Origin of the sequence: Kribbella soli (genome assembly GCF_004331345.1) — a bacterium.
Lineage (GTDB): Bacteria > Actinomycetota > Actinomycetes > Propionibacteriales > Kribbellaceae > Kribbella > Kribbella soli.
The window spans coordinates 804133-829463 of the sequence record NZ_SJJZ01000003.1; the positions used below are offsets into that span (position 1 = coordinate 804133).

Annotated in this window: 22 protein-coding genes; 5 read left to right on the forward strand and 17 right to left on the reverse strand. The window is 68.4% G+C overall.

Going from position 1 to position 25331, the window contains the following annotated elements; all coding sequences use genetic code 11:
* The first annotated feature begins 2 nt into the window (after positions 1 to 2).
* Positions 3 to 1502, forward strand: a complete 1500-nt coding sequence (locus E0H45_RS26690) for a fibronectin type III domain-containing protein (RefSeq protein ID WP_238155303.1) — start codon at positions 3 to 5, stop codon at positions 1500 to 1502.
* Here E0H45_RS26690 and E0H45_RS26695 read toward each other — a convergent pair.
* The 17 genes from E0H45_RS26695 to E0H45_RS26775 form a co-directional block, all read right to left on the reverse strand.
* Positions 1489 to 2757, reverse strand: a complete 1269-nt coding sequence (locus tag E0H45_RS26695) for an MATE family efflux transporter (protein WP_131342314.1) — start codon at positions 2755 to 2757, stop codon at positions 1489 to 1491. The genes E0H45_RS26690 and E0H45_RS26695 overlap by 14 nt on opposite strands.
* Positions 2758 to 2766: 9 nt before the next feature.
* Positions 2767 to 3513: a WecB/TagA/CpsF family glycosyltransferase gene (locus tag E0H45_RS26700; RefSeq protein WP_131342316.1), complete on the reverse strand. Its 747-nt coding sequence runs from the start codon at positions 3511 to 3513 to the stop codon at positions 2767 to 2769.
* Positions 3510 to 4493 carry a GDP-mannose 4,6-dehydratase gene (gmd, locus tag E0H45_RS26705; protein ID WP_131342318.1) on the reverse strand — a complete coding sequence of 328 codons (984 nt, stop codon included), beginning with the start codon at positions 4491 to 4493 and terminating at the stop codon, positions 3510 to 3512. Before gmd ends, E0H45_RS26700 begins: the two co-directional genes overlap by 4 nt.
* Positions 4490 to 5431, reverse strand: coding sequence for a GDP-L-fucose synthase family protein (locus E0H45_RS26710; RefSeq protein WP_131342320.1), 942 nt, complete (start codon positions 5429 to 5431; stop codon positions 4490 to 4492). The genes gmd and E0H45_RS26710 overlap by 4 nt, the downstream gene beginning before the upstream one ends.
* Positions 5431 to 6915, reverse strand: coding sequence for a sugar transferase (locus E0H45_RS26715; RefSeq protein WP_131342322.1), 1485 nt, complete (start codon positions 6913 to 6915; stop codon positions 5431 to 5433). The genes E0H45_RS26710 and E0H45_RS26715 overlap by 1 nt, the downstream gene beginning before the upstream one ends.
* A 194-nt stretch (positions 6916 to 7109) precedes the next feature.
* Positions 7110 to 8003, reverse strand: coding sequence for a phytanoyl-CoA dioxygenase family protein (locus tag E0H45_RS26720; protein WP_131342323.1), 894 nt, complete (start codon positions 8001 to 8003; stop codon positions 7110 to 7112).
* Between the two features lie 184 nt (positions 8004 to 8187).
* Positions 8188 to 9390, reverse strand: a complete 1203-nt coding sequence (locus tag E0H45_RS26725) for a glycosyltransferase family 4 protein (protein WP_131342326.1) — start codon at positions 9388 to 9390, stop codon at positions 8188 to 8190.
* Entirely contained in the window at positions 9387 to 10706 is a 1320-nt protein-coding gene (locus E0H45_RS26730) for an MATE family efflux transporter (protein ID WP_131342328.1), read from the reverse strand. Before E0H45_RS26730 ends, E0H45_RS26725 begins: the two co-directional genes overlap by 4 nt.
* Positions 10703 to 11935 (reverse strand): polysaccharide pyruvyl transferase family protein, encoded by a 1233-nt coding sequence (locus tag E0H45_RS26735; protein WP_131342329.1) that lies wholly within the window; start codon positions 11933 to 11935, stop codon positions 10703 to 10705. The genes E0H45_RS26730 and E0H45_RS26735 overlap by 4 nt, the downstream gene beginning before the upstream one ends.
* Positions 11932 to 12909: a glycosyltransferase family 2 protein gene (locus E0H45_RS26740; protein WP_131342331.1), complete on the reverse strand. Its 978-nt coding sequence runs from the start codon at positions 12907 to 12909 to the stop codon at positions 11932 to 11934. The genes E0H45_RS26735 and E0H45_RS26740 overlap by 4 nt, the downstream gene beginning before the upstream one ends.
* 12 nt (positions 12910 to 12921) lie before the next feature.
* The gene (locus tag E0H45_RS26745) at positions 12922 to 14238 is read right to left on the reverse strand and encodes a glutamate-1-semialdehyde 2,1-aminomutase (protein ID WP_131342333.1); all 1317 of its coding nucleotides are present in this window, start codon (positions 14236 to 14238) and stop codon (positions 12922 to 12924) included.
* On the reverse strand, positions 14238 to 14783 hold the full coding sequence (locus tag E0H45_RS26750) for a dTDP-4-dehydrorhamnose 3,5-epimerase family protein (protein ID WP_131342335.1): 546 nt from the start codon (positions 14781 to 14783) through the stop codon (positions 14238 to 14240). The genes E0H45_RS26745 and E0H45_RS26750 overlap by 1 nt, the downstream gene beginning before the upstream one ends.
* A 1-nt stretch (position 14784) precedes the next feature.
* Positions 14785 to 15906, reverse strand: a complete 1122-nt coding sequence (locus E0H45_RS26755) for a methyltransferase C-terminal domain-containing protein (RefSeq protein WP_165546603.1) — start codon at positions 15904 to 15906, stop codon at positions 14785 to 14787.
* A gap of 14 nt (positions 15907 to 15920) precedes the next feature.
* Positions 15921 to 16571 (reverse strand): PIG-L deacetylase family protein, encoded by a 651-nt coding sequence (locus E0H45_RS26760; RefSeq protein WP_131342339.1) that lies wholly within the window; start codon positions 16569 to 16571, stop codon positions 15921 to 15923.
* Positions 16571 to 17425 (reverse strand): sugar phosphate nucleotidyltransferase, encoded by an 855-nt coding sequence (locus E0H45_RS26765; RefSeq protein WP_202872521.1) that lies wholly within the window; start codon positions 17423 to 17425, stop codon positions 16571 to 16573. The genes E0H45_RS26760 and E0H45_RS26765 overlap by 1 nt, the downstream gene beginning before the upstream one ends.
* Positions 17426 to 17455: 30 nt before the next feature.
* Positions 17456 to 18700, reverse strand: coding sequence for a class I SAM-dependent methyltransferase (locus E0H45_RS26770; RefSeq protein WP_131342341.1), 1245 nt, complete (start codon positions 18698 to 18700; stop codon positions 17456 to 17458).
* A complete protein-coding gene (locus tag E0H45_RS26775) occupies positions 18700 to 19761 on the reverse strand; it encodes an NAD-dependent epimerase/dehydratase family protein (protein WP_131342343.1) in 1062 nt (353 codons plus the stop codon). Before E0H45_RS26775 ends, E0H45_RS26770 begins: the two co-directional genes overlap by 1 nt.
* A 157-nt stretch (positions 19762 to 19918) precedes the next feature.
* On the opposite strand from E0H45_RS26775, the gene E0H45_RS26780 reads away from it, so the two are divergent.
* The 4 genes from E0H45_RS26780 to asnB all read left to right on the forward strand — a co-directional run bounded on the left by E0H45_RS26780 (position 19919) and on the right by asnB (position 25322).
* Positions 19919 to 20710 (forward strand): class I SAM-dependent methyltransferase, encoded by a 792-nt coding sequence (locus tag E0H45_RS26780; protein ID WP_165546604.1) that lies wholly within the window; start codon positions 19919 to 19921, stop codon positions 20708 to 20710.
* Between the two features lie 114 nt (positions 20711 to 20824).
* Positions 20825 to 22165, forward strand: coding sequence for a UDP-glucose dehydrogenase family protein (locus E0H45_RS26785; protein ID WP_165546605.1), 1341 nt, complete (start codon positions 20825 to 20827; stop codon positions 22163 to 22165).
* Positions 22162 to 23400: a glycosyltransferase family 4 protein gene (locus tag E0H45_RS26790; protein WP_202872522.1), complete on the forward strand. Its 1239-nt coding sequence runs from the start codon at positions 22162 to 22164 to the stop codon at positions 23398 to 23400. The genes E0H45_RS26785 and E0H45_RS26790 overlap by 4 nt, the downstream gene beginning before the upstream one ends.
* Before the next feature lie 2 nt (positions 23401 to 23402).
* A complete protein-coding gene (gene asnB, locus E0H45_RS26795; RefSeq protein ID WP_131342350.1) occupies positions 23403 to 25322 on the forward strand; it encodes an asparagine synthase (glutamine-hydrolyzing) in 1920 nt (639 codons plus the stop codon).
* Positions 25323 to 25331 lie beyond the last annotated feature (9 nt).

The window sequence follows — 25331 nt, forward strand, 5'->3', positions numbered from 1 at the left end:
TCATGGGGAGAAGACTGTTTGTTGCGCTGGGCATCAGCGGGCTCGTGCTGGGGGTGGCGCCGGCACCGTCCGCGCTCGGCACCGGGGCAGGCCTGACCGCCGTCGCCGCATCGACCTGGCAGACCGACGCGAGTGTGCTCGGACTGGCCGTTGCCAAGGGCAAGGCGTACGTCGGGGGCCGGTTCCTGGCCGTGCGTCCACCGGGCGCGGCGGCCGGGACCCACGAGACACGCCGGACCTATCTGGCCGCGTTCAGCCAGAGCACCGGCGCACTCGACGCCGGGATGAACCATGTCCTGAACGGGATCGTCTGGGCGGTCGTCGCGTCGGCCGACGGGTCCAGGGTGTACGTCGGCGGGGACTTCACCCGCGTCGACGGCCTGGTCCGGAACCGGATCGCCGCCTTCAACACCGCGACGGGCGCCCTGGTCGCGGCCATCGCGCCGCAGGTGTCGTACCGGGTGAAGGCGCTCGCGATCGGCGGAACCAGCCTGTACTTCGGTGGGTCCTTCGGGGTCGTGAACGGCGTGACCCGGAACCGGGCGGCCGCGATCAGCACGGTCACCGGTGCCCTGCTGCCGTGGAACCCGAACGCGGACAACGACGTCTACGCGATCGACGCGGCCGACGACAACTCGAAGGTCTATCTGGGCGGGACGTTCGCCAAGATCGGCGGGACGAGTCGCTGGGCGGTTGCCAGCGTCAACAACTCGACCGGCGCACGGCTGCCCTTCGCCGCGGCGTCCGCCGTACCGTTGCCGTCGAGTGGGTGCACGTCGCGGGTGAAGGACATCGAGACGTCCGGGAGCCGGGTGTACTTCGCCAACGCCGGTGACGGCTCGGGGTGCTTCGACGGGACCTGGGCGGCTGACGTTGCCACCGGCAACCTGGTCTGGAAGAGCACGTGCCTGGGCGCGACCGAGGCGGTCACCATGGTGAACGGGTGGCTGTTCAAGGGGTCGCACGCGCACAGTTGTCCCGGTACCTTCTCGGACGGCAGCGGCACCCACTTCCTGCTGCTGCAGAACCCGGCGAACGGGTCCCTGGGGCCATGGTTCCCGAACACGAACGCCGGGCCGCCGACCGCGGTCGGTCCGTTGGTAGCGGCAAGTGGTGGCAGCGATCTGTGGATCGGCGGCGATTTCACCAAGGTGAACGGCGCCGGGCAGCAAGGCCTCACCCGGTTCACCAATCTCGGCCTCGGCGCCTCCCCGCTCGGCCCGGCGTCGCCGACGCTCTCCAGTCCGGCAGTCGGTCAGGCGAAGGCCACGGTCCAGGCCTCGCTGGACAACGACGACGTCCGTCTCACCTATCGCCTGCTCCGCGGGGCGGCCAACACCGTCGTCGCCACCACGACCGCCAGCTCCGCGTTCTGGTACCGCCCCACCGTCACGCTCACCGACACCACAGCGCCGTCCCGAACCACCCAGAGCTACCGCATCGAGGTTTCCGACGGGAGGCACGCCGTACGAGGCGGCTACTCCACCGTCATTGTCCGCTGACCCGGCGGTGGGCGGCGATGGCCCGGTGTGCTTCGTTCCACCAGAGGAGCAAGGTGGCGAAGGAGGCGCCGGCCAGGCCCCAGGCCGCGCCTTTGGGGCCCCAGAGGAAGGCGCCGCCTACGCCGCTGATGATCAGGACGACTGAGGAGATCAGGCGGACGCGGAGGCCGCGGGTGGCGGCGGTGAGGGCTCGGAGGATGGCGAAGGCGCCGGCGTTGGAGGCGCCCAGGGCCTGGAGCAGGATGACGGGGACGAGGACGCTGTGGGCCTGGTTCCAGACGCCGGGGCCGAGGAGTTCGCGGCCGACGACCGGGGGCAGCAGCAGGAAGATCGCGCCCCACGCCAGCGCGCCTGCGCCGACACCGAGCGAGATGGCGAGCCCGACGAGCCACAGGCGCCGGTACGAGTGCCGCAGGGCCCGGGCCGCCTCGGGGACGGAGATCATCCGGATGCCTTGGTTCAGCACGTTCACAGGGCCGAGCAGTACCTGCGCTCCCCGGATGCCGGCGGTCGCGACGAGGCCGGCGGCCGCGGTGATGCCGAGCATGTAGAGCTGGATGGTGCCGGAGACCGCGAGCATCTCCCCGACGTACTTCGGGCTCAGGTCCCAGTTCCGCTTGATCCATTCACGGATCAGCTGCCGCCGCGGCGCCACGCCCGCCTGGAAGCGGCCGGCGATCGCGGCGATCACCGCGCCGAGTCCCCACGCGAACGTGAGTGTGAAGGCGGACGTCGTACCGGTGAGATAGAGGCCGCCGAAGATCGCCAGCATCGCCAGCAACCAGATGAGGTCGTTGACGAACGCCTTCTGCCCCTCGCCGACGACGAAGAACGCCCAGCGCCACGCGTCCTGCAGCAGCAGGCCCGGCATGGTCAATGCGAAGGCGAGCAGCACGCCACGAGACGGCACGGCCGGAACAGCCGCGATCGCAAGACCGAGCAACGACGCCAGGACTCCGGTGAAGAGAGCCGTCGCCGTACTGGCGCGGACTGCTCGTTGCCATTCGGGGCTGCGAGCACCGGAGTGGCGTACGGCGAGGGGCTCGGTGGAGATCGCCCGCGACACGTTCAGGGCGATCGTGTAGCCGCCGAACGCGAGCGCGTAGACACCGAAGTCGGCGACAGTACTGGACCGCGCGACGACGACCCCGACGGCGAGGTTGCTGAGGCTCGACAAGCCCTGATCCGCCAGACCCCAGCTCGCGCGACCAGCCGGACCGGCCAGCCGACGTAGTTTCGGCCGCCGGAACTTCACCGACTCACTCTAAACGGGACGCGGAGGATGGCGGAGGACGCCCAGGAGGAAACGCGGGATGCCCAGTACGTAACGCTTCCAGAGCCGGCGCGGCTCCTTGTACAGCCGGTAGCTCCACTCCAGTCCGGAGCGCTGCATCCAGTGCGGCGCGCGGTCCAGCCGGCCGGTGTGGAAGTCGAACGCCGCACCGACCCCGATCAGGATCGTCGCGTTCAGGCGGTCGCGATGGTCGGCCATCCAGCGCTCCTGCTTCGGCGCACCGAGTCCGATCCAGACGATGTCCGGCCGCGCCTCGTTCATCCGGGCGACCGTCTCCGCGTCCTCGGCGTCCGTCAGGGCACGGTACGGCGGGCATTCGACGCCGACGACCTTCAACGCCGGGTGCCGCTCCTGGAACCGCTCGCGCAGCTCGTCGGCCACGCCCTCGGCCCCGCCGTAGAAGTACTGCGTCCAGCCGCGATCCGCCGCCTCGGCCAGCACCCGCTCGAGCAGATCCGGACCGGCGACCCGGTCCATCTCCTCGAACCCGGCGCGCTGACCGGCCCACACGAGCGGCATCCCGTCCGGAACCGTCAGACCCGACGTGTTGTAGACCTCGGTCAACCGCGCGTCGGCGCGCGCGTGCAGCAACGCGTTCATGTCGGACACGCACACCAGCTGACGTTCGCCGTCGTCGATCCAGCGCGCGAACGTCTCCACCGTCCGGTCCAGATTCGTCACGCTGACGTGGATCCCGAGAACGTCGACCCTACTCATGCGTCCTCCCCAGTCAGCAGTGCGAGGTCGGCGTCCACCATGATGCGGACCAGCTCGGGAACGTGCACCTGAGCCTTCCAGCCTAGGTCGGTGGCCGCCTTCGACGCGTCCCCGATCAGCGAGTCCACCTCGGTGGGACGTTCGTAGCGCTGGTCGTGGTCGACGTACTTCTCCCAGTCCAGCCCGACGTGGTCGAAGGCCAGCGAGACGAAGTCGCGGACGGAGTACGACGTACCGGTCGCGATCACGTAGTCCGCGGGGGTGTCGTGCTGCAGCATCCGCCACATGCCCTCGACGTACTCCGGGGCATAGCCCCAGTCACGGCATGCGTCCAGATTGCCCAGGTACAAGCGATCCTGGCGACCCGTCTTGATCGCCGCCACCGCACGGGTGATCTTCCGCGTCACGAACGTCTCGCCGCGCCGCGGGGACTCGTGGTTGAACAGGATCCCGTTCACCGCGAACATGTCGTACGCCTCGCGGTAGTTCCGGGTCATCCAGTAGCCGTAGAGCTTCGCGGCGCCGTACGGCGACCGCGGGTGGAACGCGGTCTCCTCGTTCTGCGGGGGCGGGGTCGCGCCGAACATCTCCGACGACGACGCCTGATAGAACCGGCAGTCCAGCCCGATCATCCGGATCGCCTCGAGCAGCCGCGTCGTACCCATCCCGGTGGTGTCTCCGGTGTACTCCGGCTCGTCGAAGCTGACCCGGACATGCGATTGCGCGGCCAGGTGATAGACCTCGGACGGCTGGATCGACGCGAGCAGCGTGACGAGTCGCGAACCGTCGGTCAGGTCGCCGTAGTGCAGGAACAGCCGCTTGTCACGGGCGTGCGGGTCCTCGTACAGGTGGTCGATCCGCTTGGTGTTGAAGGTGCTGGCGCGGCGGATCAGGCCGTGCACCTCGTACCCCTTGGACAGCAGCAACTCGGCCAGGTACGAACCGTCCTGGCCGGTGATGCCCGTAACGAACGCTTTCATGCCACATGCTCCTGGTACCAGGCGTAGGTGGCGGCCACACCGTCTTCGAGGGAAATGGAGGGCTTCCAGCCGAGCGCCAGCAACCTGCTCACGTCGAGCAGCTTGCGCGGAGTGCCGTCCGGCTTGGACAGATCGTTGCTCAGGGCACCGGTGTAGCCGACCGTCCGGGCGACCAGTTCGGCCAGCTCGCGGATCGTCACGTCCGCGCCGACACCGACGTTGATCGGCTCCGGTGCGTCGTAGTGCTCCAGCAGGTGCAGACACGCGTCGGCGAGGTCGTCGACGTGCAGGAACTCGCGCCGCGGCGTACCGCTCCCCCACAGCACCACCTCGGGCGCGGCGGAAGCCTTTGCCTCGTGGAAGCGGCGGATCAGCGCCGGAAGCACGTGCGACGATGTCGGATCGAAGTTGTCGTGCGGACCGTACAGATTCGTCGGCATCGCCGAGATCCAGCGCAGGCCGTACTGCCGGCGGACTGCCTGGACGTGCATGATGCCGGCGATCTTGGCGATCGCGTACGCGTCGTTGGTCGGCTCCAGCTCACCGGTCAGCAGGCTCGACTCGCGGATCGGCTGCTCGGCGAACTTCGGGTAGATGCACGACGACCCAAGGAACAGCAGCCGCGGCGTGCGCACCTCGAGCGCCGCGTCCATCAGGTTCACCTGGATACGCAGGTTGTCGCTGAGGAACTCGGTCGGATGGTCGCGGTTCGCGAGGATGCCGCCGACCCGTGCCGCGGCGTCGATCACGACCGCGGGCCGATACTCACGCAGGAAGTCGAACGTCTGCTGCCGGTCGCGCAGATCGAGCTCCGCCGACGACGCGCCGATCAGGTTCGTGTACCCGGCCGCCTCGAGGCGACGCCAGAGGGCCGAGCCGACCAGGCCGCGGTGCCCCGCAACGTACACCGGTGCCCCAGAATCCAAGACAGAACGCATCAATAAGCTCCCGCGCCGTAGAACACCGCGCGCACGGTCTTCCAGAGAATCAGCAGGTCCAAGGTCATCGACCAGTTGTCGACGTACCGCAGGTCGAGGCGGACGGACTCGTCCCAGGACAGGTCGCTGCGGCCGCTGACCTGCCAGAGGCCCGTCATGCCGGGCTTCACCAGCATCCGCCGCGAGTCGTCGGCGGCGTACAGCGCGACCTCCTCGGCCAGCGGCGGCCGCGGACCGACCAGCGACATGTCGCCGCGCAGCACGTTGAACAGCTGCGGCAGCTCGTCGAGCGAGAACCGTCGGATCCAGCGGCCGAGCGGTGTCATCCGCGGGTCGTTGCGCATCTTGAAGATCACGCCGTTGCCGTCGCTCAGCGCATACAGGTCGCTCAGTCGCTCCTCCGCGTCGACGTACATGCTGCGGAACTTGAGCATCGTGAACTCGGCACCCGCGCGGCCGACCCGCTGCTGCCGGAACAGGACCGGGCCGGAGCTGGTCAGCTTGACCGCGAGCGCCAGGCCGATCAGCACCGGCGACAGTACGGCGACGATGCCGAGGGCAACGATCCGGTCGAAGACCGCCTTCATCAGGTGCGGCCCGCCGCTGACCGACGGCCGCTCCAGGTGCAGCAAGGACAGGCCGGCGACCGGGCGGACCGAGATCCGCGGGCCGGCCACCTCGATGATGCCCGGGGAGACGATCAGCTCGATGCCGCGCTGCTCCAGCGCCCAGGACAGCCGGCGCAGCAACTGGCCGGCCAGCTCCGGGTCGGTCGCGATCGCGACCACCTCGACCGCGTGCCGGTCGGCGGCGGCCAGGATGTCCGGCTCGCCGAGCTCGTCGGGGTGCATCGGGCCGTTGCCGTCGCCGTGCGGGCGGCAGGTCGCGACGACCCGGAACCCGTCGGTCGGGCGGCTCTCCAGGTGCTCACAAAGTGTTGCGGCCGGGCCACTTCGCCCGACCACGAGAACCCTGTGCATGCAGCGGCCTCTGACCCGGTGCCGGTGCAGGTCCTTCCGCAACGCATACCGCAGCAGCAGCGCGGCCACGACCATCACCGGGATCGCGAGCACCACGAAGCCACGGGCAATCTCGGCCTTGGTCACGTACGACGTCATCGCGACCGCCGCGGTGAGTCCGACGCCGGCGCGGAGCAGGGACCGGAACTCGTCCGGCCCGGCCCCGTAGAACCGCGAGTCGTACCCCTTCGACAAGGCGACCGCGGCCACCCAGGCCAGCGGCAGCACACTGCTCACGACCAGGTAGCTCGAGCCGACGTGGTACCCGAACCGGGTCAGCAGGGCGATCGAGACACCGAGCATCGCGGCGAGCAGATCGCCACCGACAGCGGCCCAGCGGTACACACCGACCCAGCGCGGCTCGGTCGAGCGCGACGGCAGCGGAACGATCGCCGGGACCTCATGCGGGACGACCCAGAGCGGCCGACGGCTGTCCACAGCGTCAGGCGCTTCTGCTCCGCTCACAGCGGCCTCTCGTTCCCTCCCGCAACGGCTCGGTCACTTACAGTGTCCGGCTCAGCGTGCAGTATGTCCTTGTTAACCCGCGCGTCGGCGTCGGGTCACCGAACATTACTACGAGGGCAGGCCTCGGGCGACGAGAGGTACCGATCCTTGTGGAGAAGTTTTACCTCCCTCTGTCACCGGCAACAGTTGATGTCTCAAGCGACCTCTTCCTGAGGGACGTCGAACGCCGCGACGATGTCCTCCGGAACGTGTTCCAGGTCGCTGACGCGCAGGTAATCGCCCATCGTGGTACCGGTGCATTCGGAGTCGATGTTCGGCGCCGCCCGGCCGGCGAGCGCGTCACCGAGGTGCACGGTGCGCAGGTCGATGCTGAACCGGGTCCGGCCGGACGTGTTCGGCACGCTGGAGTGCAGCTGCGCACCGGAGAACAGGACGATGCCACCCGGCTTGCAGATCGGCCGGATCTGCGGAACCAACTCCACCTCGTCTTCCGGCACCGGCTGCACGCGGGTGTCGGTGCCGATCTGGGTCGCGGCGATCTGCCGGCTGGTCGCGTTCCACTCGGCGTAGTTGTAGACCCGGGAGCTGTTCTTGACCGGTGTCTGCCAGTACCTCGGGTGGAACGCGAGCCCGTTGTCGTCGCTGATCGGGAAGATCGGCAGCCACCAGTTGAGCTGGGTGTACGGCGCGGAGTACCAGGTGTCACGGTGCGGGTGGAACGCGAACGCGATACCCGTGGTCAGGTAGTCGTTCGAGGTCGAACTACGCATCCGCGGTACGTCGAAGTACACCTGCTCGCTGTCGCACCCGAGGTCGACGAGCATCTCCTGGATCAGCCGCTTCGACTCCGGGTGGTGGATGAACGCCGGCTTCAGCTTCGCGAGCAGCGCGGCGTAGTCCTCGACGGCCATGTCGAACTGGGCCGTCTCCGGGTCCAGCGGCGCGAACGCCTCGCGGGCCATCGCCCCGGCGAACTCCGTCAGGGCCAGCGTCGAAGGACGCGGCGAGTAGACGAACAGGTCACCGTCGTACAGCTTCGCCCGGCGCTCGTCGTCGGTGAATTCGGCGTCGACGTAAATGGAATGCATGGTGTTCCCCCTCGGGATTCAATGGTGTGCGGTGTTCTGGTCTCGTCAGCCGTACCGGCGGAACACGGGTTTCACGGGCCGGCCCCCCAGCCACGGATCCGGGCTCCCGACGCCGGCCGCGAGTTCGTCGCCGAGCTCGTGACGACGAGAGGTGCCGATCCTTGTGGAGATCTTTCGTTTTCGGCTAATCCGTCAACTTTCGCCGCCGGATCTCGGTGTTCTCGAGGAAGCTGACCAAGCGTTTCCCGACCACGTCCGACGAGAACTCGGTCTCGGCCCTGACTGTGGCCGCGGCCGCCATCGCCCGCAGCCGGGCCGGGTTCTCCATGACCTCGATCAGCACGCCGGCGGCCGCCTCCGCGTCGTCCAACGGCCAGAACTGTCCCTCCTGGCCGGGCCGCACGATCTCGGGGATGCCACCGACCGCTCCGGCGACGACCGGCAGTCCACCGGCCATCGCCTCGAGCAGCGCGATCGGCAGATTCTCCATCGTCGCGGTGTGGCAGTAGAGACGGTGTCCGGCCATCAACGAGGGCGGATCGGCCTGGTACCCCAGGAACCGCACCTGGTCGCCGAGTCCGAGAGCCTTGGCCTGCCCCTGCAGCGCGCGCCGGTCCGGCCCGTCCCCGACGACAGACAGCGTGTACCTGTGGCCCCGGCGCGCGGCGGCGCCCAGCACCTCGAGAAGGTAGCTGTGGTTCTTCCGCGGCTCGAGTGCCCCGACCGTGATCAGGTCCGCGCTGTGCGGTGACACCGCGCCCAGCGACGGAATGTTGACCGGATTCGGGATCACGATGCCAGGCACGTTGCGGATCGCGGGCATCCGGTCCTCGAGAACCGAGCGCGCGAACTCGGACACGTAGACGATCCCGTCCAGTTCGGTCAGTACCTGCTCCTCGAACGACCGGATCGCCCCGAACATCGTCCCGAACCGGGCGATCTCGCCCTTGCCGGCCCACTCGTCGGCCTGCGAGACATTGAAGTGCGCCGCCATCACGACCGGCTGCGTCGTCCGCACCCGCAGGGCGACCGCCGCCGAGACCGGGCACTGCGCGTACAGCACCGCCGGTCCGGCATTCGACAGGTGGTGGGACAGCGCCCGCTCCAGGTAATACGCGTGCCAGTGCCGGTACCACCACACACCGGCCTGCGGACTGAACAGCCGGATGGCGAACCTGGCCCCGAAGATCGGCGGAAGCAACGGGTCCTTCGACGAGAACGGGTTGACGACACTGGCCGGCCGCGCCGCGTCGTCCAGATACTGCCGCACCGTGCGCACATGGGTCTGGACGCCGGATCCGCCGTTGCGGCGCATCAGCATCGCCATCACGATCTCGGTGTCGAGCCGGTCCGGGTGGCGTGACGGCACAGCAGTCGCGTTCGTCATGCGGGCGCTCCTGTCGTATTCACCTGCGCGTCTGGCTGGACCAACTCGGTGGCTCCGTGGAAGTGCTCCCGCCGTGCACGGAGGAACTCCCACCACCAGATCGCGGACCCGACGATCGATGCGATCGCGGTCCCCCACACCGCTCCGAGAGCACCGCCGACGACGGCTCCGGCGCTGCCGAGCAGGATGGAGAGGGCCGAGACGACCAACTGGCAGCGCATCGTCCGGTCGGCACGGCTGAGGGCCCGGAGACCCGCCGAGGGGCCGATCATCAGGCACCCGAAAGCGGCGCTCACGCACACCCCGAGAAGCACCTGGTGAGCCTCCGTCCAGACCGTTCCGAGCAGCGCCTCGCCGATCCCGAACGGGAAGACGACGATGACCACCAGGCCCCAGCCGAACCCCACCGCGGCGAGACCCCCGCTGAGGCCCAGGCAGAGTCGCAGGAGCGAGCCGGACCCCTTGCGCAGTGCGCGCGCGGCCTCCGGGACGGAGACCTGTGAGATGCCCATCAGCAACGCTGCGACCGGACCGACCAGCATCTCGGCGGCCCGGATCGCGCCGACCGCGGCCAGCCCGACCGCCGCCGCGACGACCGGCGCGCGAATCTGCCCGCCGGCCCCCATCACCACGTTCTCCACGAGGAAGCGACTGCCGAGGTCGCGATGCTGCTGCAGCCAGCCACGGGCGGCGAAGACCCGGGGCACCGTCCGCGCGTTCACCATTCCCACCACCGCCGCCACCAGGGCCGTGACACCGAACCCGACCAGCAACAGGGTGAGACTCTTGGTCCCGGTGAGCTGAGCGACCAGCAGCAGGCTGAGGAACAACACCGTCCACACCACGTCGATGAGGAACGCCTTCGCGCCGCGCTCGGCCGCGAAGAAGACACACCGCCAGCTGTCCATCAGCGTCAGCGCCGGCATCGCGATACCGATCGCGAGGAATGCGGTACCGGCTCCCGACCCCGGCTCCGCGGCCCTCAGGATCAGGCCCAGGCCGACGGAGATGGCCCCACTTGCCGTACCGATGAGCAGCGCGACGCCGGTCGCGGCGGACGCCGCGGTCCGCCAGACGTTCTCCGATGCCCCGGAGAACCGGATCATCAGGGCGTCGGTCGCCAATGCCCGGGAACAACTGAGTGCGATCGAGTAGGCGACGAAGGCGAGCCCGAGGGCGCCCAGCCCCTCGGCGCCGAGCATCTTGGCCACGAAGACGCCGAGCAGGAAGTTCTCCAGACTCGACACCCCCTGATCAGCGACGGCCCACCCGAGCCGGCCCGCGATCTGCTGCCGCCAGGGCGCAAGCTTCCTCATGCCGGAACGCTCCCTGCCCGCCGGACCGGCGGATTCGCGAACACCTCGGCCGACAATGCTTCGAACTGCTCTGCCAGCCCACGCTCGACCGCACTGTTGCATTCGGCCAGCTCCTTCATGACCCGTTCCCGGTCACGCATCAGGAGGGTGAACTGCTCGAGCAGCACGTCGACGTCGAAGTCGCGGATGTCGTGGGCGTACTCGCCTTGGCCGAACAGCTCCATCACGGCCGCGTTCTTGCGGCCGTAGCCGATCGAGATCGTCGGTTTGGCGCACTTCAGCCCGGCGATCACGTTGTGGAAGCGAGAGCCGATCATGACGTCGACGCCGGCGATCTGGTTCATCAGCTCGTCGAACGTCTCGCAGCGGTCGTAGCGGATCGTCCCGGCTTCCGCTTCCTCCTGCAGCATCGGAATCACTGGCTCGTCGTAGTCGTCGCCGACGAAGAGCTGGACCTGGTAGCCGCGCGTCGTCAGCTCGCGGACGAATCGCCGCATCTTGGCCAGGTACGAGTCGTACAGCTCGTCGGTCCGCGGGTCGTCGGCGCTGTAGTGGTACGAGATCACGCCGACGCCCACCACGCCGGTCGGGCCTGGGTCCGCCACCGGTGCCGGGAGCGCGAAGACAAGGTCTGGATGGACCCTGTCGCGCGAGGTCGCGAAGCCGCTCTCACGGGCGCCGTCGAGCGACTGCTGGTCCCGGAACGACCGGTAGTGCGCCAGCCGCGTGCTGAACCGCATCAGCCGACGGTTCACGCGCTGCCGGATCACCGTCGCACCGATGCTGACGAACGCGAACTTCGCACCGAACACCCGCGCGGCGACGGACACCACGGCCAAGGAGTACGGCAGTTGCCACGGTCGCTGCGGCATGGTCGCCTCCAGCACGCCGCTGCCGGGGACGATCACGACGTCGTGGCGCCGGGTCCAGGCAACCGTCCGCCAGGTGTCGATCAGGGCACCGAGCGCGATCCGCGGCACGGTCAGGGCGGCACGCCCCAGCCGCGAGCGCGGCGCTTGACTGTTGTTCAGGCAGTGAATCTGGTACGCCGGGATCCCGTGGCGCGCGGTCACCACCTCGGGCCCGGAGCAGAGGCTGTCGAGCACCGCGTCCGGATGCTCCGTGCGCAGGTAGGCGAGCATCGCCTCGAGCCCCGCGTCGTTGCCGAGGTTGCCGGAGCCGAGGCGGCCGAACAGGCCGACTCGTTGAGCTCGTTCCACGTTGCTCACGAGCGACCGTCCGCTCCGGCGACGAGCGCCCGGCTGGCCAGCACTCGCGCGCCGATCTCACCGAAGCTCTCCGGCGCCGGTTCCGGCGGCCCGGAGCGTCCCGGCAGCCGCCGAGACGCACGATTGGCGGCCCACGAGAGGATGTGCCGGTAGCACTTGCGGCGCTCCGCACCGGTGACCGGTGCTCGCCGGACGACCTCGAACCAGCTCCAGAGGTACTCCGCGAACAGCCTCGCCTTGAAACTGCGGAGTCGGCCGGCCCGGCTCGGGTCGAGTCGCGCGGCAACGGTGCTGGCCGACGCGAGCGAAACCCGGTCGTCGTGCTGGCGGCGGAAGTAGAGCCACTCGGGCACTTGTACGAACGGGCCGTGCAGGGAGATCTCGGCGGTGTAGGTGTAGTCCGCGTGGTAGAAGCTGCCGTGCGGCTTGATCTTGCGCAGCACGTCGGAGCGGATCACCCCGTAGAAGTCGTCCGCGGCCAGCGCCCCGGGCAGATCCACACCGAACAACATGCTGCGGAACCGCTCCGATGGCTGCGTGGAGTCCGTCGTGAGCGGGTACTCGATCGCCTGGATGACCTCACCGTCGCCGTCGATCGCCGCGCCCCACGAGTGCGCGAGGACCGCGTCGGGATGCTCGTCGAGCAGGGCGACGCAGCGCGCGAAGAGGTCGCGCGCGTAGAGGTCGTCGGCCGCGACCCATTTGAACAGTTCGCCACGACTCTGGTCGAAGACGAACTGGTGGTTGGGTGCGGCGCCGATGTTCTGCTCCTGGCGGTAGATGCGGATCCGCGGGTCCCGCGCCTGGTACTCCCGGCAGATGTCGTCGGTCGCGTCGGTCGAGGCGTTGCTCGAGATGACCAGCTCGAAGTCCTCGAACGTCTGCCCCAGAACGGCGTCGAGTGCCTCTCGGAGGTACTCCTCGCCGTTGTAGACGGGCAGTCCGACGCTGAGCCTGGGAAGAGCTGAAGCCATGGTCTTTCCTTCCTAGACGAACCGGCGGAAGACCGGTTTGACGGGACGTCCGCCGATGAATGCCTGGATGTCCTGGGCGTCGAGGGCCTGGCGGTAGACCGCGCAGGCGCCGGCAACGACCTCGACGGTGCGGTCGATGTCCGCGTCGGTGAGCGCGCTGCTGACGACGAACGATGGGCCGATGACGCCGCCCGTGATGAGTTCGCGGAGGAAGAGCGTGCGGTACAACTGGGACGGCTGGAGCTGCTCGTCGAGCGTGGCGAAGACCAGGTTGCTCGGCCGGCCGCGGACGACTACGTGGTCCTGTACGCCGGCCGCCGCGGCGACCTCGCGGACGCCCTTCGTCAGTCGCTCGCCGCGTTCGTGCAGGCGGGCGGGGATGTCTTCCGCGGCGTACACGTCCATCACCGCGACGGCGGCCGCGAGGGCGTGCGTCTCGGCGCCGTGCGTGGTCGACAGCAGGAAGACGCGCTCGTGGCTGTCCCGCAGTCCCCCGCGCTCCAGGTAGTCGCGCTTGCCGGCCAGCGCCGACACCGCGAACCCGTTGCCGAGCGCCTTGCCGAACGTCGACAGGTCGGGTGTCACGCCGAAAAGGCCCTGCGCACCGGCCGCGGACAGCCGGAAGCCGGTGATCATCTCGTCGAAGATCAGCAGTGCGCCGTGCCGGTGAACGAGGTCTCGCAGACCTTCCAGGTAACCGGCCGGCGGGTCCAGCTGCGTCGCCGCCTCCAGGATCAGGCAGGCGATCTCGCCGTCGTGCTGCCGGAACAGGTCCTCGGTCGCCGCCAGGTCGCCGTACGGGAAAGCGACAGTGAGGTCGCCGATCTCGGCGGGGATTCCAGCCGACATCGGGGTTCGGCTCACGAACCAGTCGTCGATCGAGAAGAAGGCCTGATCGCCACAGAGCGCGACCAGCGGGCGGCCGGTGACCGCACGCGCCAGCTTCACCGCGGCGGTGGTCGCGTCCGAGCCGTTCTTGGCGAACTTCACCATCTCGGCGGTCGGGACCGTGGCGAGGAAGCGTTCGGCGGCCTCGAGCTCGATGATGCTCGGGCGGACGAAGTTGCTGCCGCGGTCGATCTCCCGGCGAACCGCTTCGAGGACCTTCGGGTGCCGGTGGCCGAGGCTGACCGCGCGCAGGCCGGAGCCGTACTCGATGTACTCGTTGCCGTCGACGTCCCACACGTGCGCGCCGTCGCCGTGGTCGATCACCGGCGCCATGTGCTCGGGGAACTGGTCCTCGCCCTTGGCGTAGGTGTGCGCGCCACCGGGGATCAGGTCGTGCAGCCGCTTGTTGGCGGCAACGGACTTCTCGAAGGACTTGGTCATCAGAGCCTCGCAGTGGCGAGATCGAGTGACGCGGCAGCCCGATCCCGGTCCGACATCAGCGTCACCGGCAACGGCCACGGGATGTCCAGATCGGGATCGTCGAAGCGGATCGCCACGTCCTCGGACGGGTCGTGGGCACGATCGATGCGGTACGAGACGTCGGCGGGTTCGGTCAGCGCCTGGAACCCGTGCGCGCAACCGGCCGGCACGTACACGGTCACCTGGTTGTCACCGGTGAGGTCGAACGTCTCCCGGTTGCGGTACGTCGGCGAGCCGGGACGCAGGTCGACGACGACGTCGAACACCGCGCCGTACGAGCAGCGCACCAGCTTGGCCTCACCCCGGCCGGACCTGGTGTGCATGCCGCGGACGACACCCTTCCGCGAACGCGAGATGCTGTCCTGGACGAAGCCGTCCGGGTCCAGACCGGCCTTCGCGATCACGTCCCGGTCGAACGTGCGCGAGAAGAACCCGCGCTCGTCGCGGTGCGGCGCCGGACGGAACAGCAGTACGCCGGCGATGCCGGGGACCTCGACGATCTCCATGTCAGCGCGCCCTCTCGTGCGGTTCCGGGAGCGGGACGAGGTACGTCGTACCCCACCCGCCGTCGGCCTCCAGCTGGGCGATGATCTCGTCGGCGATGTCCCACGTGAGGACGAGGACGATGTCCGGCCGCGCGGCCTTCAGGTCCTCGATCGGACGGATCGGCACCATGCAGCCACCGGGTACGCGGCGGCCGTGCTTGCCGGGGGCAAGGTCGACGGTGAACGGCAGCAGGTCCGTCGTGACCTTGCTGAGGTCGAGAAGCACCGGCGCCTTGGAAGGAGCGCCGTACCCGAGGACAGTACGGCCGGCGGCCTTGTGCCGGGCCAGCTCGTCGTGCAGCGCACGGGCCGCGTGCCACGCGGCCTCCTGCAGGCTGCCGAGCTGTACTTCGTCGGCGATGCCTGCGGCATCCTCGTCCTCGAGCACCACGTCGACCGACGCATCCGGCTTCGCATCGGCCGCATGCCGGAGCATCACCATCAGGCTGCCGCCGAACATGTCGACCTGCTTCACCGACTCGACCGCCAGACCGTGAACGGCAGCGAGGTTCCGCAGCGCGCGCAGCGAGACGTACGCCCAGTGCCCGTGGCGGATGGTGTCGAACTGGTTCCCGACGAACAACGGCAACAGGTGGTGGAACTCCATCACCAGCAGGCCGCCCGGCGCGAGCCGTTCCGACCGCACCTTCAGCATGTCGCCGTACTGCGGCTCGTGCACGATGCCGTGGACGTCGATGACCAGATCGGCCTTCTCGCCCTCACCGGCCAGCCGCGAGCCCGCTGCGTACAGATGCTCGAGCCAGGAACCCCCGTGGTGGCTGGCGAACTCGAAGACGACGCTGTGGTGCAACTCGGGGTACTCGGTCAGGAGCTCCTTCACCGACTTCTCGGCATGCGCGATGCTCGTCGCCGACTCCACCGCCAGCGGCTCCTCCGGCAGTTGCGCCTCGACCGGGCCGAGCTGGACCAACGTGCAGGCCCGGCACAGCCACAGCTCGAGCGGCCAGCGCGGATCCGGTCCCGGTGTGTCCGCGGGCGGGAAGTAGTCGGCGCACGGCTGCGGCCCCAGATCGACCACCGGTACGACGTTCTCCGCCGCGCACCCACGACACTTGAAGCTCACTACATCCCCCTTGTTCACCATGTCAGCGTGGCTTTGCCTGTCGTGAAGGCCTCGGCGTACGGCGCCCGGCACTCCATCCCCCGCAGCCGGGCCAGTCCGGCGAACACCTCTTCGTCGAACCAGTCGTGCGGGACCTGCGACGGGTACGCCTTGTGCAGCAGCGCCACCTTGTCCCGCAGCTGCTCCTCGGTGAGTTCGACGTACAGCCACGGCCGGCTGAGATCGCCGTCCCACTTGGGGATCTCGTAGTGCAGCACCAGCTGGTTGCGCCAGACCGTCGGCGCCAGCTCGGCGATCAGCCGGTGGTCCTGGTGCGCGTCGTTCTTGCTCGGGGCAAGCACCAGGTCTGGCCGCCGGCTGCCGCGAGCCGTTGCCTCGAGCAACTCCTTGGTCTCGTTCCAGTACGCCGGCAGCCGCCCGTCCGGCAGCTCGGCCGACGTCACGGTCACCTCGCACTCCGGCAGGAACAGCTCCGCCGCGCGGCGGGCCTCCTCCAGGCGCACCGGCGTACCGGTCGCGATCACGAACTCGGCGGTCAGCTCCGGCACCGACTCGGCCAGCTTCAGCAGCGTGCCGCCGCAGCCGATCTCGATGTCGTCCGGATGCGCGCCGAGGGCAACCAGGTGGACCGGTCCGTCGATCAGACCGAGCTGGAACGGCAGCATCAGATCGCCACCACTACCGGCCCGGCGGCCGACGGTTCCGGCGCCTTGTCCAGGACCCGGCTCTGCTGCTCGCGGGCGTCGTGGCTCCACAGCGCCCACGGCTTCTTGCCGGACCGGTACAGCTCCTCGAGCTGGCTGCGTTCCTTCAGCGTGTCCATCGGCGCCCAGAACCCGTGGTGCGGGATCGCCTCCAGCTTCCGCATCGCGGACAGCCGCGGGAACGCGTCGCCGACCAGATCCTCGTCCTCGTGCAGGACGTCGAAGATCTCCTTCTTGATCACGAAGTACCCGCCGTTGATCCACACGTTCAGATCCGCGGCCGAGCGCAGCCCGGTGACCCGCGAGTCGTTGTCGAACTCGACGACGTGGAACGACGCCTGCGGCGGCACCGCGAGCAGGCTCGCGGTGATGTCGCTGGTCATCACGTGGTCGACGATCTTGTCCATCGGCGCGTCGGTCAGCACGTCGCCGTAGTTCGCCAGGAACGCGTCGTCGTCCTCCAGGTACGGCCGGACCCGGCGCAGCCGCTCACCGATGCTGGTGTCGATCCCGGTGTCGACGAAGGTGATCTTCCACTCGCTGATGTCGGAGTCGAGCAGCTCGATGCGCTGCCCGCCCTTCGTCATCACGAAGTCGTTGGAGACCGTCTCCTCGTAGCGCAGGAAGTACTCCTTGACCGCGGACCCCCCGAAGCCCAGGCAGAGGATGAACTCGGTGTGGCCGAAGTGCGCGTAGTAGCGCATCACGTGCCACAGGACCGGCCGGTCGCCGATCGTCATCATCGGTTTCGGTGCGGAGTCCACGCCGCTGCGCATCCGCAACCCGAACCCCCCGCAGAAGATCACGACCTTCATCTGACTCCCCTTCCCCCCACAAACGTGCTGTCAGATCACTTCGAGGCGCGGGATGGGTACGACGAACTTCGCGCCCCACTCCCGTGCGTAGCCGAGCTGGTGGACGATCTCCGCACGCAGGTTCCACGGCAGGATCACGATGTAGTCGGGCCGCGTCTCGGCCAGGCGCTCCGGGGCGTGGATCGGGATGTGCGTGCCGGGCAGGAACATCCCGTGCTTGTGCGGGCTGCGGTCGACCGTGTACGGCAACAGGTCCTCGCGGATGCCGCAGTGGTTGAGCAGCGTGTTGCCCTTGCCGGGAGCGCCGTACCCGGCGACGAACTTGCCGTCTCGCTGTGCCTGGATCAGGAACTCGAGCAGATCGGACTTGATCTTGAACACCTCGGCTGCGAAGCCCAGGTGGCCCTCTACGCTGTGCAGGCCGGCGTCTTCCTCGTCCAGCAGCACCTTGCCCACCAGCTCGGTGGGCTCGCCCGCGGTCTCGGTCGGCGTGCTGAAGACCCGGAGCGAGCCGCCGTGGCTCTGCAGCTCCTGGACGTCGACGACCTTCAGGCCGGCTCGGTCGAGTGCTTCGGCAGCGGTCTTGAGGCTCAGGTACGAGTAGTGCTCGTGGTAGATCGTGTCGTACTGGCGGTTCTCGATCAGCCGCAGCAGGTGCGGGAACTCCAGCGACACCAGGCCGTCGTCCTTCACCAGCGCCCGCAGGCCCTTGGCGAAGTCGACGATGTCCGGGACGTGCGCGAACACGTTGTTGCCGACGACAAGGTCCGCCTTGCCGTGCCGCGCGGCCGCGTCGGCGCCGGTCGCCTCGCCGAGGAAGTAGCTCTCGGTGCGGATGCCCTTCTCGTTCGCGATCTTCGCGATGTTCGCGGCCGGCTCGATACCGAGCACCGGGATGCCTTCGGCGACGGCGTGCTGCAGCAGATAGCCGTCGTTGCTGGCGGCCTCGACGATCAGGCTGTTCTCGTCGAGCTTCAGCCGCTCCTGCATGTCGACGACGAACCGGCGGGCGTGCTCCACCCAGCTGGTCGAGTACGACGAGAAGTACAGGTAGTCGCTGAAGACGTCGTCGGCGGCGACGTACGCCGGGAGCTGGACCAGCAGGCAGTTGTCACAGATCCGCACGTTCAGCGGGTAGAACGTCTCACCGCTGTCGATCTGGTCGGCGCGCAGGAAGCTCTCGCACGGCGGCGACATACCGAGGTCGACGAACGTCCGCGTCAACTGTTCACCGCAGAGGCGGCAGGCGACCGAATCCGTCACTGGGTCCGTCATCAGTTCAGCTCCTTCGGCCCGGGGAACTGCTCGTCGGTCTGGCGGCGCAGCTGGTCGTCGACCAGGCCGGCACCGAGCAGCTGCTGGATGCGGCGCAGGCGGACGAACTGGGCCGAGTTGAAGTCGTCGAGCGTGAGGCCGTGGCGCTGGTAGGCGTCGTACAGCTCGTCGACCCCCTTGCGGACCGTCCACTCGAGCGTCAGGTCCGGGAAGGTGTCGTTGAGCTTGCTGAAGTCGACCTTGTAGTTGCGCAGGTCCGGGCCGGCGCCGTCGGCGATCGACAGCGTCGACCCCGGCACCGCCTCGCGGACCATCTCGGCGATGTCGCGGACCTGGACCACGTCCTCGGAACGGCCGACGTTGAACGCCTCGTCGTGGATCGTCTCCCGCGGCGACTCGAGCACCCTGAGGAACGCGCGGCTGATGTCCTCGATGTGGACCAGCGGCCGCCACGGGGTGCCGTCGCTCTCCAGGCGGACCTGGCCGGACGTCAGCGCGATCGCGGTCAGGTTGTTGACGACGATGTCGAGCCGCAGCCGTGTCGAGGCGCCGTACGCGGTCGCGTTCCGCAGGTACGTCGGGCTGAACGTGTCGTCGGCGAGCTTGGACAACTCCTGCTCCGCCAGCGCCTTCGTCTCGCCGTACGGCGTGACCGGGAACATCTCGGCGTCCTCGGCGACCGCCTCCGACCCCGCGGCGCCGTAGAGGCTGCAGGAGGACGCGAACAGGAACCGCCCGACACCGGCGTCCTTCGCCGCGCGGGCGAGGTTCAGTGTCCCTTCGAGGTTGACCGAGTACGTGGCGTCGCGGTTCAGGTGTCCGAGCGGGTCGTTCGACAACGCGGCCAGACAGACCACCGCGTCGTACCCCGTCAACTCCCCCGTCGTCACGTCCCGCATGTCACGCGGTGTGCGCGTACCGATCGGCTCCGGTCCGCCCAAGAGGTCGCACCCCTCGTACAGCCCGGTGTCCAGTCCGTCCACCTGATGCCCGGCAGCCCGCAGGAACGGCACCATCACCGCCCCGATATAACCGCGGTCACCACTGACCAGAACCCTCATCCGACTTCCCCCCACCCCAGAACAGCCGCTGTCGCCCATACAGATCCGCGGGGACGGCTCCTGATACAGGCAATTTCGGTATCAGGAGGCAGGGTTGGCTGCTCTCTTCGACGTCCTCCCGGCATCGGTAGGCACTACGACTCTGGGAGGTGACGGTGTGTGCGCACTAGCTGACAAGAAGAGCTTGGCGCGGGAAGCGCTGGACAGGTTGACGGTACGGCTGGGGTTCGGCCACTCAGAGGAGCGGCTCGTCGACGACGCGAAGGCGTATTGGGTCGACGGTACGGCGGAGACGAGTTGGCGTGGATTCTCGCACTTCCGGGACGCCGAGGTGTTCCGGACGACGGACTGGACATCGGTCGGACAGGAACACTGGGAACTGTTCCAGCGGCTGGGGCGGCTGCGCGGCGGCGACGAGCAGTACTCGCGGATCGTCGAGTGGGGCTGTGGCGGTGGTGCGAACGCGCTCGCCTTCGCACCGCACTGCGACGAGTTCGTCGGAGTGGACATCAACCAGGAGACGCTGGACGAGTGCGGGCGTCAGCTGGCCGCGGTACCCGGGACGCACTTCACCCCTGTCCTCGCCGACATGAGCAACCCCGAGGCTGCCGCTGAACACGTCGGGCAGGCCGACGTCTTTCTGTGTCTGTATGTCCTGGAGCTGGTTCCCAGTCCTGAGTACGGACTGCGGATCATGCAGATCGCGCATGATCTTCTGAAGGACGGCGGGATCGCGTTCGTGCAGACGAAGTACCAGACCACCGATTGGCGCACCGCCCCGCGCCGCCATCGCTATCGCGGCACCCGCGCCGCGAGTATGACGTCGTACCCGATCGACACCTTCTGGACCCAGATGACGGATCTCGGCTTCCAGCCCGAGGCCTGCTTCCTGGTCCCGCACAACGCGCTCGACGAGCGCTACGCGTACTACCTGCTCAGCAAACGCTGAACCCGAATTCCGGCTGGGATTTTTCACTGTCATGTATCAGCGAGGTGGGGCCGGCGCTCTCATGGGCGCTGTGGGGACGTGGGGATGCCACGTCATGAGCCTGTGGGGGGCGTTATGAAGGTTGCCGTATTCGGCTTGGGATACGTGGGGACGGTGACGGCGGCTTGTCTGGCTGCTGCTGGGCACGATGTCTGGGGGGTCGATGTCGACACGGCGAAGGTCGAGCCGATCGCCCAGGGTCACAGCCCGGTCGTCGAGCCGGGGCTGGACGATCTGGTCGCGGCGGGTGCCACGTCGGGACGGTTGCACGCGACCACCGATCCACGGCTCGCGCTCGAGCGGGCCGATGTCTCGCTGATCTGTGTCGGAACGCCATCGACGCAGGCGGGCAGTACCGATCTCACCTACATCAAACGCGCGGTGCGGGACATCGCCGAGGCGGCGCGGTTCGTCGTCCGGCCGGAGTCGGGTTTTCACAGCATCGTCATTCGCAGCACGGTCCCGCCGGGCACCGTCGACGAGGTGGTCGCCCAGGTGCTGGCCGACGTACCGCCGCCGGACGGTCTCACGTTCGGTACGGCGATGTGCCCGGAGTTCCTGCGCGAGGGATCCGGTCTCGCCGACTTCTACGAGCCGCCGTTCGTCGTGGTCGGCACCCGCAGCCCGAAGGTCGGTACCGCTCTGACCGACCTGTTCGCCCCTGTCTATAAAGACAACAGCCTCGGTGTCGACGTGCAGATTGTCGACGTTCGTACGGCGGAAGCACTCAAGTACGCCTGCAACGCGTTCCACGCCACCAAGGTCTCGTTCGCGAACGAGATGGGCCGGATCTTCCGGCACTTCGACGTGGACTCGCGCGAGGTGATGAAGATCTTCGTCCAGGACACCAGCCTGAACATCTCGCCGTACTACCTGAAGCCCGGTTTCGCGTTCGGCGGCTCCTGTCTCCCGAAGGACCTGCGAAGCGTCCTGCATCTGGCGCGGATCAACGACACCGAGCTCCCGATGCTCGCCGGCACGCTCGCCACCAACGAGCGGAGCGTCCGCGACGTCGTCGACCGCGTGATCGCCGGCCCCGGCCGCGAGATCGCGCTGCTCGGCCTGAGCTTCAAGCACGCCACCGACGACCTCCGCGAGAGCCCGAACGTCGAGCTCGCCGAACGGCTGATCGGCAAGGGCTACAACCTGCGGATCTACGACGCGATCGTGAACCCGGGCCGCCTGGTCGGCGCGAACCTGCGACACGTCACGTCCAAGCTCCCGCACCTGCAGCGGGTGCTCACCGACGACCCCGACGCGGCCCTGGCCGGCGCCGACCTGGCGATCGTCGCGGCAACCGACCGGCCCGCCGTCGAGGCGCTGCTGAGAACACCACCGGCGCGCACCATCGACCTGAGCGGCCGCCTCGGCGTCGACGTCGAGGCGTTGCCCGGATACGAAGGAGTGGGCTGGTGAACGGTCCGCGCGTCCTGATCATCATCCAGAACCTCTGGGTCCCGTTCGACCGCCGCGTCTGGCTGGAGTGCCAGGCGCTGGTGGCAGCCGGATACGACGTCACGGTGGTCTGCCCGAAGGGTCCGGGCGATCCGTCGTACGAGGTCATCGACGGGGTGACCGTGCACAAGTACAAGGCGTACGCGCCGGGCGGCAGCAAGGTCAGCTTCGTCTGGGAGTACGCGTACTCGTTCCTGGCCACGCTCCGTCTGGTCTTCCGGGCCCGCAAGGCCGGCAAGTTCAAGGTGCTGCAGGCCTGCAACCCGCCGGACATCTTCTGGCCGATCGCGATGCTGCTGCGCCGCCTCGACGGCACCCGGTTCGTCTTCGACCACCACGACCTGTGCCCGGAACTGTTCCAGTCCCGGTTCGGCGGCACGACCAGCCTTCCGTACAAGGGATTGCGCTTCCTCGAGCGGATGACGCATCGTAAGGCCGACCACGTCATCTCGACGAACGACTCGTACCGTCGGATCGCGATCACGCGCAGCGGCAAGGCGAATCACGACGTCACCGTGGTCCGCACCGGTCCGGACCCGGACAAGTTGCTCCGCGGCGGAGCGGACGAGTCGCTCCGCCGCGGTCACCGCCATCTCGTCACCTACATCGGCGTGATGGGCCCGCAGGACGGCGTCGACATCGTCGTGCGCGCCGCGGATCATATCGTCAACAATCTGCAGCGCACCGATATCGCGTTCACGCTGATGGGTGGCGGCGACTCGTTCGACGACGTGGTCGCGCTGCGGGACGAGCTCGGGCTGACCGAGTACATCGAGTTCACCGGCCGCGTGCCGGACGAGACCGTCCGCGCGGTGATGTCGACCGCGGACCTCGGCCTGTCACCGGATCCGAAGAATCCGCTCAACGACGTGTCGACCATGAACAAGACCATGGAGTACATGGCCTTCGAGCTTCCCGTCGTCGCCTTCGACCTGGTCGAGACCAAGGTCTCGGCCGCGGACGCCGCGGTGTACGTCGAGCCGAACGACGTGGCGCAGTACGGCGACGCGATCGTCGAACTGCTCGACGACCAGGTCCGCCGGCGCCGGATGGCGAAACTCGGCCGCGAACGGGTCGAGCGGGTGCTCGCGTGGAAGCACCAGCAGAAGGCGTACCTCGAGGTGTACGACCAGCTCACCGGACACGTGAGCCACCTCGGCACCGTGGCCGGTATCCGCAACGCGACGGGGTCCTGACGGTGTGCGGCATCGCCGGCTGCTACCAGCAGCGCGACGGCTTCGCGCTCGCGGAAGCGATGAGCAACCGGATCGCCCATCGCGGTCCGGATGCGGACCGGGTGTACGCGTTCGACGAAGGTGATGTGCGCGCCTTTCTGGCGCACCGCCGGTTGTCGATCATCGACCTGTCGACGGCCGCGGACCAGCCGTTCACCAAGCGCGGTCTGACGATCTGCTACAACGGCGAGCTCTACAACTACAAGGAGCTCCGGGCCGAGCTCTCCAAGTCGGGTGTGCACTTCCGGACCAACGGCGACACCGAGGTCGTGCTGGAGGCCTGGCGCCGCTGGGGCCCGGACGCGCTCAGACGTTTCCGCGGCATGTTCGCGTTCGCGATGCTGGACGAGGACAGCGGCAGCATGTACCTGGCCCGCGACCCGCTCGGCATCAAGCCGCTGTACTTCCTCCGCCGTGAGGGCGGCGTGATCTTCGCGTCCGAGCTGAAGGCGCTCGTCACCGCGGTCGGCTCCGAGCTGCGCACCGAACCGGGCGCGCTGATCGCGTCGATGCTCTACTACTGGCTGCCCGAACAGCGCTGCGCGATCGACGGCGTCGAGAAGCTGCCGCCGGGTTCGTGGGCGGAGTTCCGGCCGGACGGCAGCAGCCGGCACGAGACGTACTGGCGGGTGACCGACGTCGCCACCGAGGCCGCAGCCGGTCCCCGCGCCGACCTGCGCCAGGTGATCGAGGAGTCGGTCGCCGCACACATGGTCGCCGACGTCCCGGTCTCTACGTTCCTCAGCGGCGGTCTCGACTCCAGCCTCGTCACCGTGCTGGCGAAGCAGATGGATCCCGGGGTCGACTCGTACACGATCACGTTCCGCGCCGAGGACCAGAGGCTCGAGGCGATGCCGGACGACGCGATCTACGCGCGCAAGGTGGCGCAGCAGTTCGGGATCGACCTGCACGAGATCGAGATCGCGCCCGATGTCGTCGAGCTACTTCCGCGGATTGTTGACATTCTGGACGAGCCGATCGGCGACCCGGCCGCGATCAACACGCTGCTGATGTGCGACACCGCGCGCGACGCGGGCGTGAAGGTCCTGCTGTCCGGGATGGGCGCCGACGAGCTGTTCGGCGGGTACCGCAAGCACCTCGCGTGCGTGATGGGAGCGCAGTACCAGCGGATTCCCGGCGTACTGCGGAACGGTCTGGTCGGGCCCGCCGTACGACGGCTGCCGGTGACTGTGAACGGTCGCGGCCTGCGGTACGCGCGCTGGGCAAAGCGGTTCGAGACATTCTCGAACCTGCCGGAGGAGGAGGCGTTCCGGCGCAGCTACACGATGTACGACGCCGACCAGCTCGCCGGCCTCATCAGTCCGGACCTCGACCCGTACGTCGGGAAGCTGCTCGCGGAGCACAGCGACATCTACCACGACACGACGCTCACCGACCACGTGAACCGGATGTGCCTCGCGGACTCGCGGATGTTCCTGCCGGGCCTGAACCTCGCGTACACGGACCGGTCCAGCATGGCGGCGTCGACCGAGGTACGGACGCCGTTCGTGGACCCGATCGTCGCGCAGGCGGCGTTCTCGATCCCGGGCAGCGAGAAGATCCACCGCCGGGTCAGCAAGCTGGCGTTGAAGAAGGCGGCCGAGGCGTGGTTGCCGAAGGAGATCATCTACCGGCCGAAGGCGTCGTTCAGTGCGCCGCTGCGGGCCTGGGTGCGGAACGACCTGCGCGAACTGGTGGACGACGTACTGCTGCGCGGCGAGCTGGTCGGGAGCGGGTTCCTGCGGCAGGCCGCCGTACAGAAGCTGGTCGACGACGAGCGGGCCGGGCGCGAGGACTACTCCAAGCAGATCTGGCAGTTGCTGACGCTGGAGACCTGGACCCGGCACATGCGCTCCCTCGGCGTAACGATTACCTCTCTCTGAAGGACGGCT

Bases quoted from the DNA above. Each gene is read 5' to 3' on its own strand.
- E0H45_RS26690 (WP_238155303.1), top strand. From the start codon at position 3: ATGGGGAGAAGACTGTTTGTTGCGCTGGGCATCAGCGGGCTCGTGCTG.
- E0H45_RS26700 (WP_131342316.1), bottom strand. From the start codon at position 3,513: ATGAGTAGGGTCGACGTTCTCGGGATCCACGTCAGCGTGACGAATCTG.
- gmd (WP_131342318.1), bottom strand. From the start codon at position 4,493: ATGAAAGCGTTCGTTACGGGCATCACCGGCCAGGACGGTTCGTACCTG.
- E0H45_RS26710 (WP_131342320.1), bottom strand. From the start codon at position 5,431: ATGCGTTCTGTCTTGGATTCTGGGGCACCGGTGTACGTTGCGGGGCAC.
- E0H45_RS26720 (WP_131342323.1), bottom strand. From the start codon at position 8,003: ATGCATTCCATTTACGTCGACGCCGAATTCACCGACGACGAGCGCCGG.
- E0H45_RS26725 (WP_131342326.1), bottom strand. From the start codon at position 9,390: ATGACGAACGCGACTGCTGTGCCGTCACGCCACCCGGACCGGCTCGAC.
- E0H45_RS26730 (WP_131342328.1), bottom strand. From the start codon at position 10,706: ATGAGGAAGCTTGCGCCCTGGCGGCAGCAGATCGCGGGCCGGCTCGGG.
- E0H45_RS26740 (WP_131342331.1), bottom strand. From the start codon at position 12,909: ATGGCTTCAGCTCTTCCCAGGCTCAGCGTCGGACTGCCCGTCTACAAC.
- E0H45_RS26745 (WP_131342333.1), bottom strand. From the start codon at position 14,238: ATGACCAAGTCCTTCGAGAAGTCCGTTGCCGCCAACAAGCGGCTGCAC.
- E0H45_RS26750 (WP_131342335.1), bottom strand. From the start codon at position 14,783: ATGGAGATCGTCGAGGTCCCCGGCATCGCCGGCGTACTGCTGTTCCGT.
- E0H45_RS26760 (WP_131342339.1), bottom strand. From the start codon at position 16,571: ATGCTGCCGTTCCAGCTCGGTCTGATCGACGGACCGGTCCACCTGGTT.
- E0H45_RS26765 (WP_202872521.1), bottom strand. From the start codon at position 17,425: ATGAAGGTCGTGATCTTCTGCGGGGGGTTCGGGTTGCGGATGCGCAGC.
- E0H45_RS26770 (WP_131342341.1), bottom strand. From the start codon at position 18,700: ATGACGGACCCAGTGACGGATTCGGTCGCCTGCCGCCTCTGCGGTGAA.
- E0H45_RS26775 (WP_131342343.1), bottom strand. From the start codon at position 19,761: ATGAGGGTTCTGGTCAGTGGTGACCGCGGTTATATCGGGGCGGTGATG.
- E0H45_RS26785 (WP_165546605.1), top strand. From the start codon at position 20,825: ATGAAGGTTGCCGTATTCGGCTTGGGATACGTGGGGACGGTGACGGCG.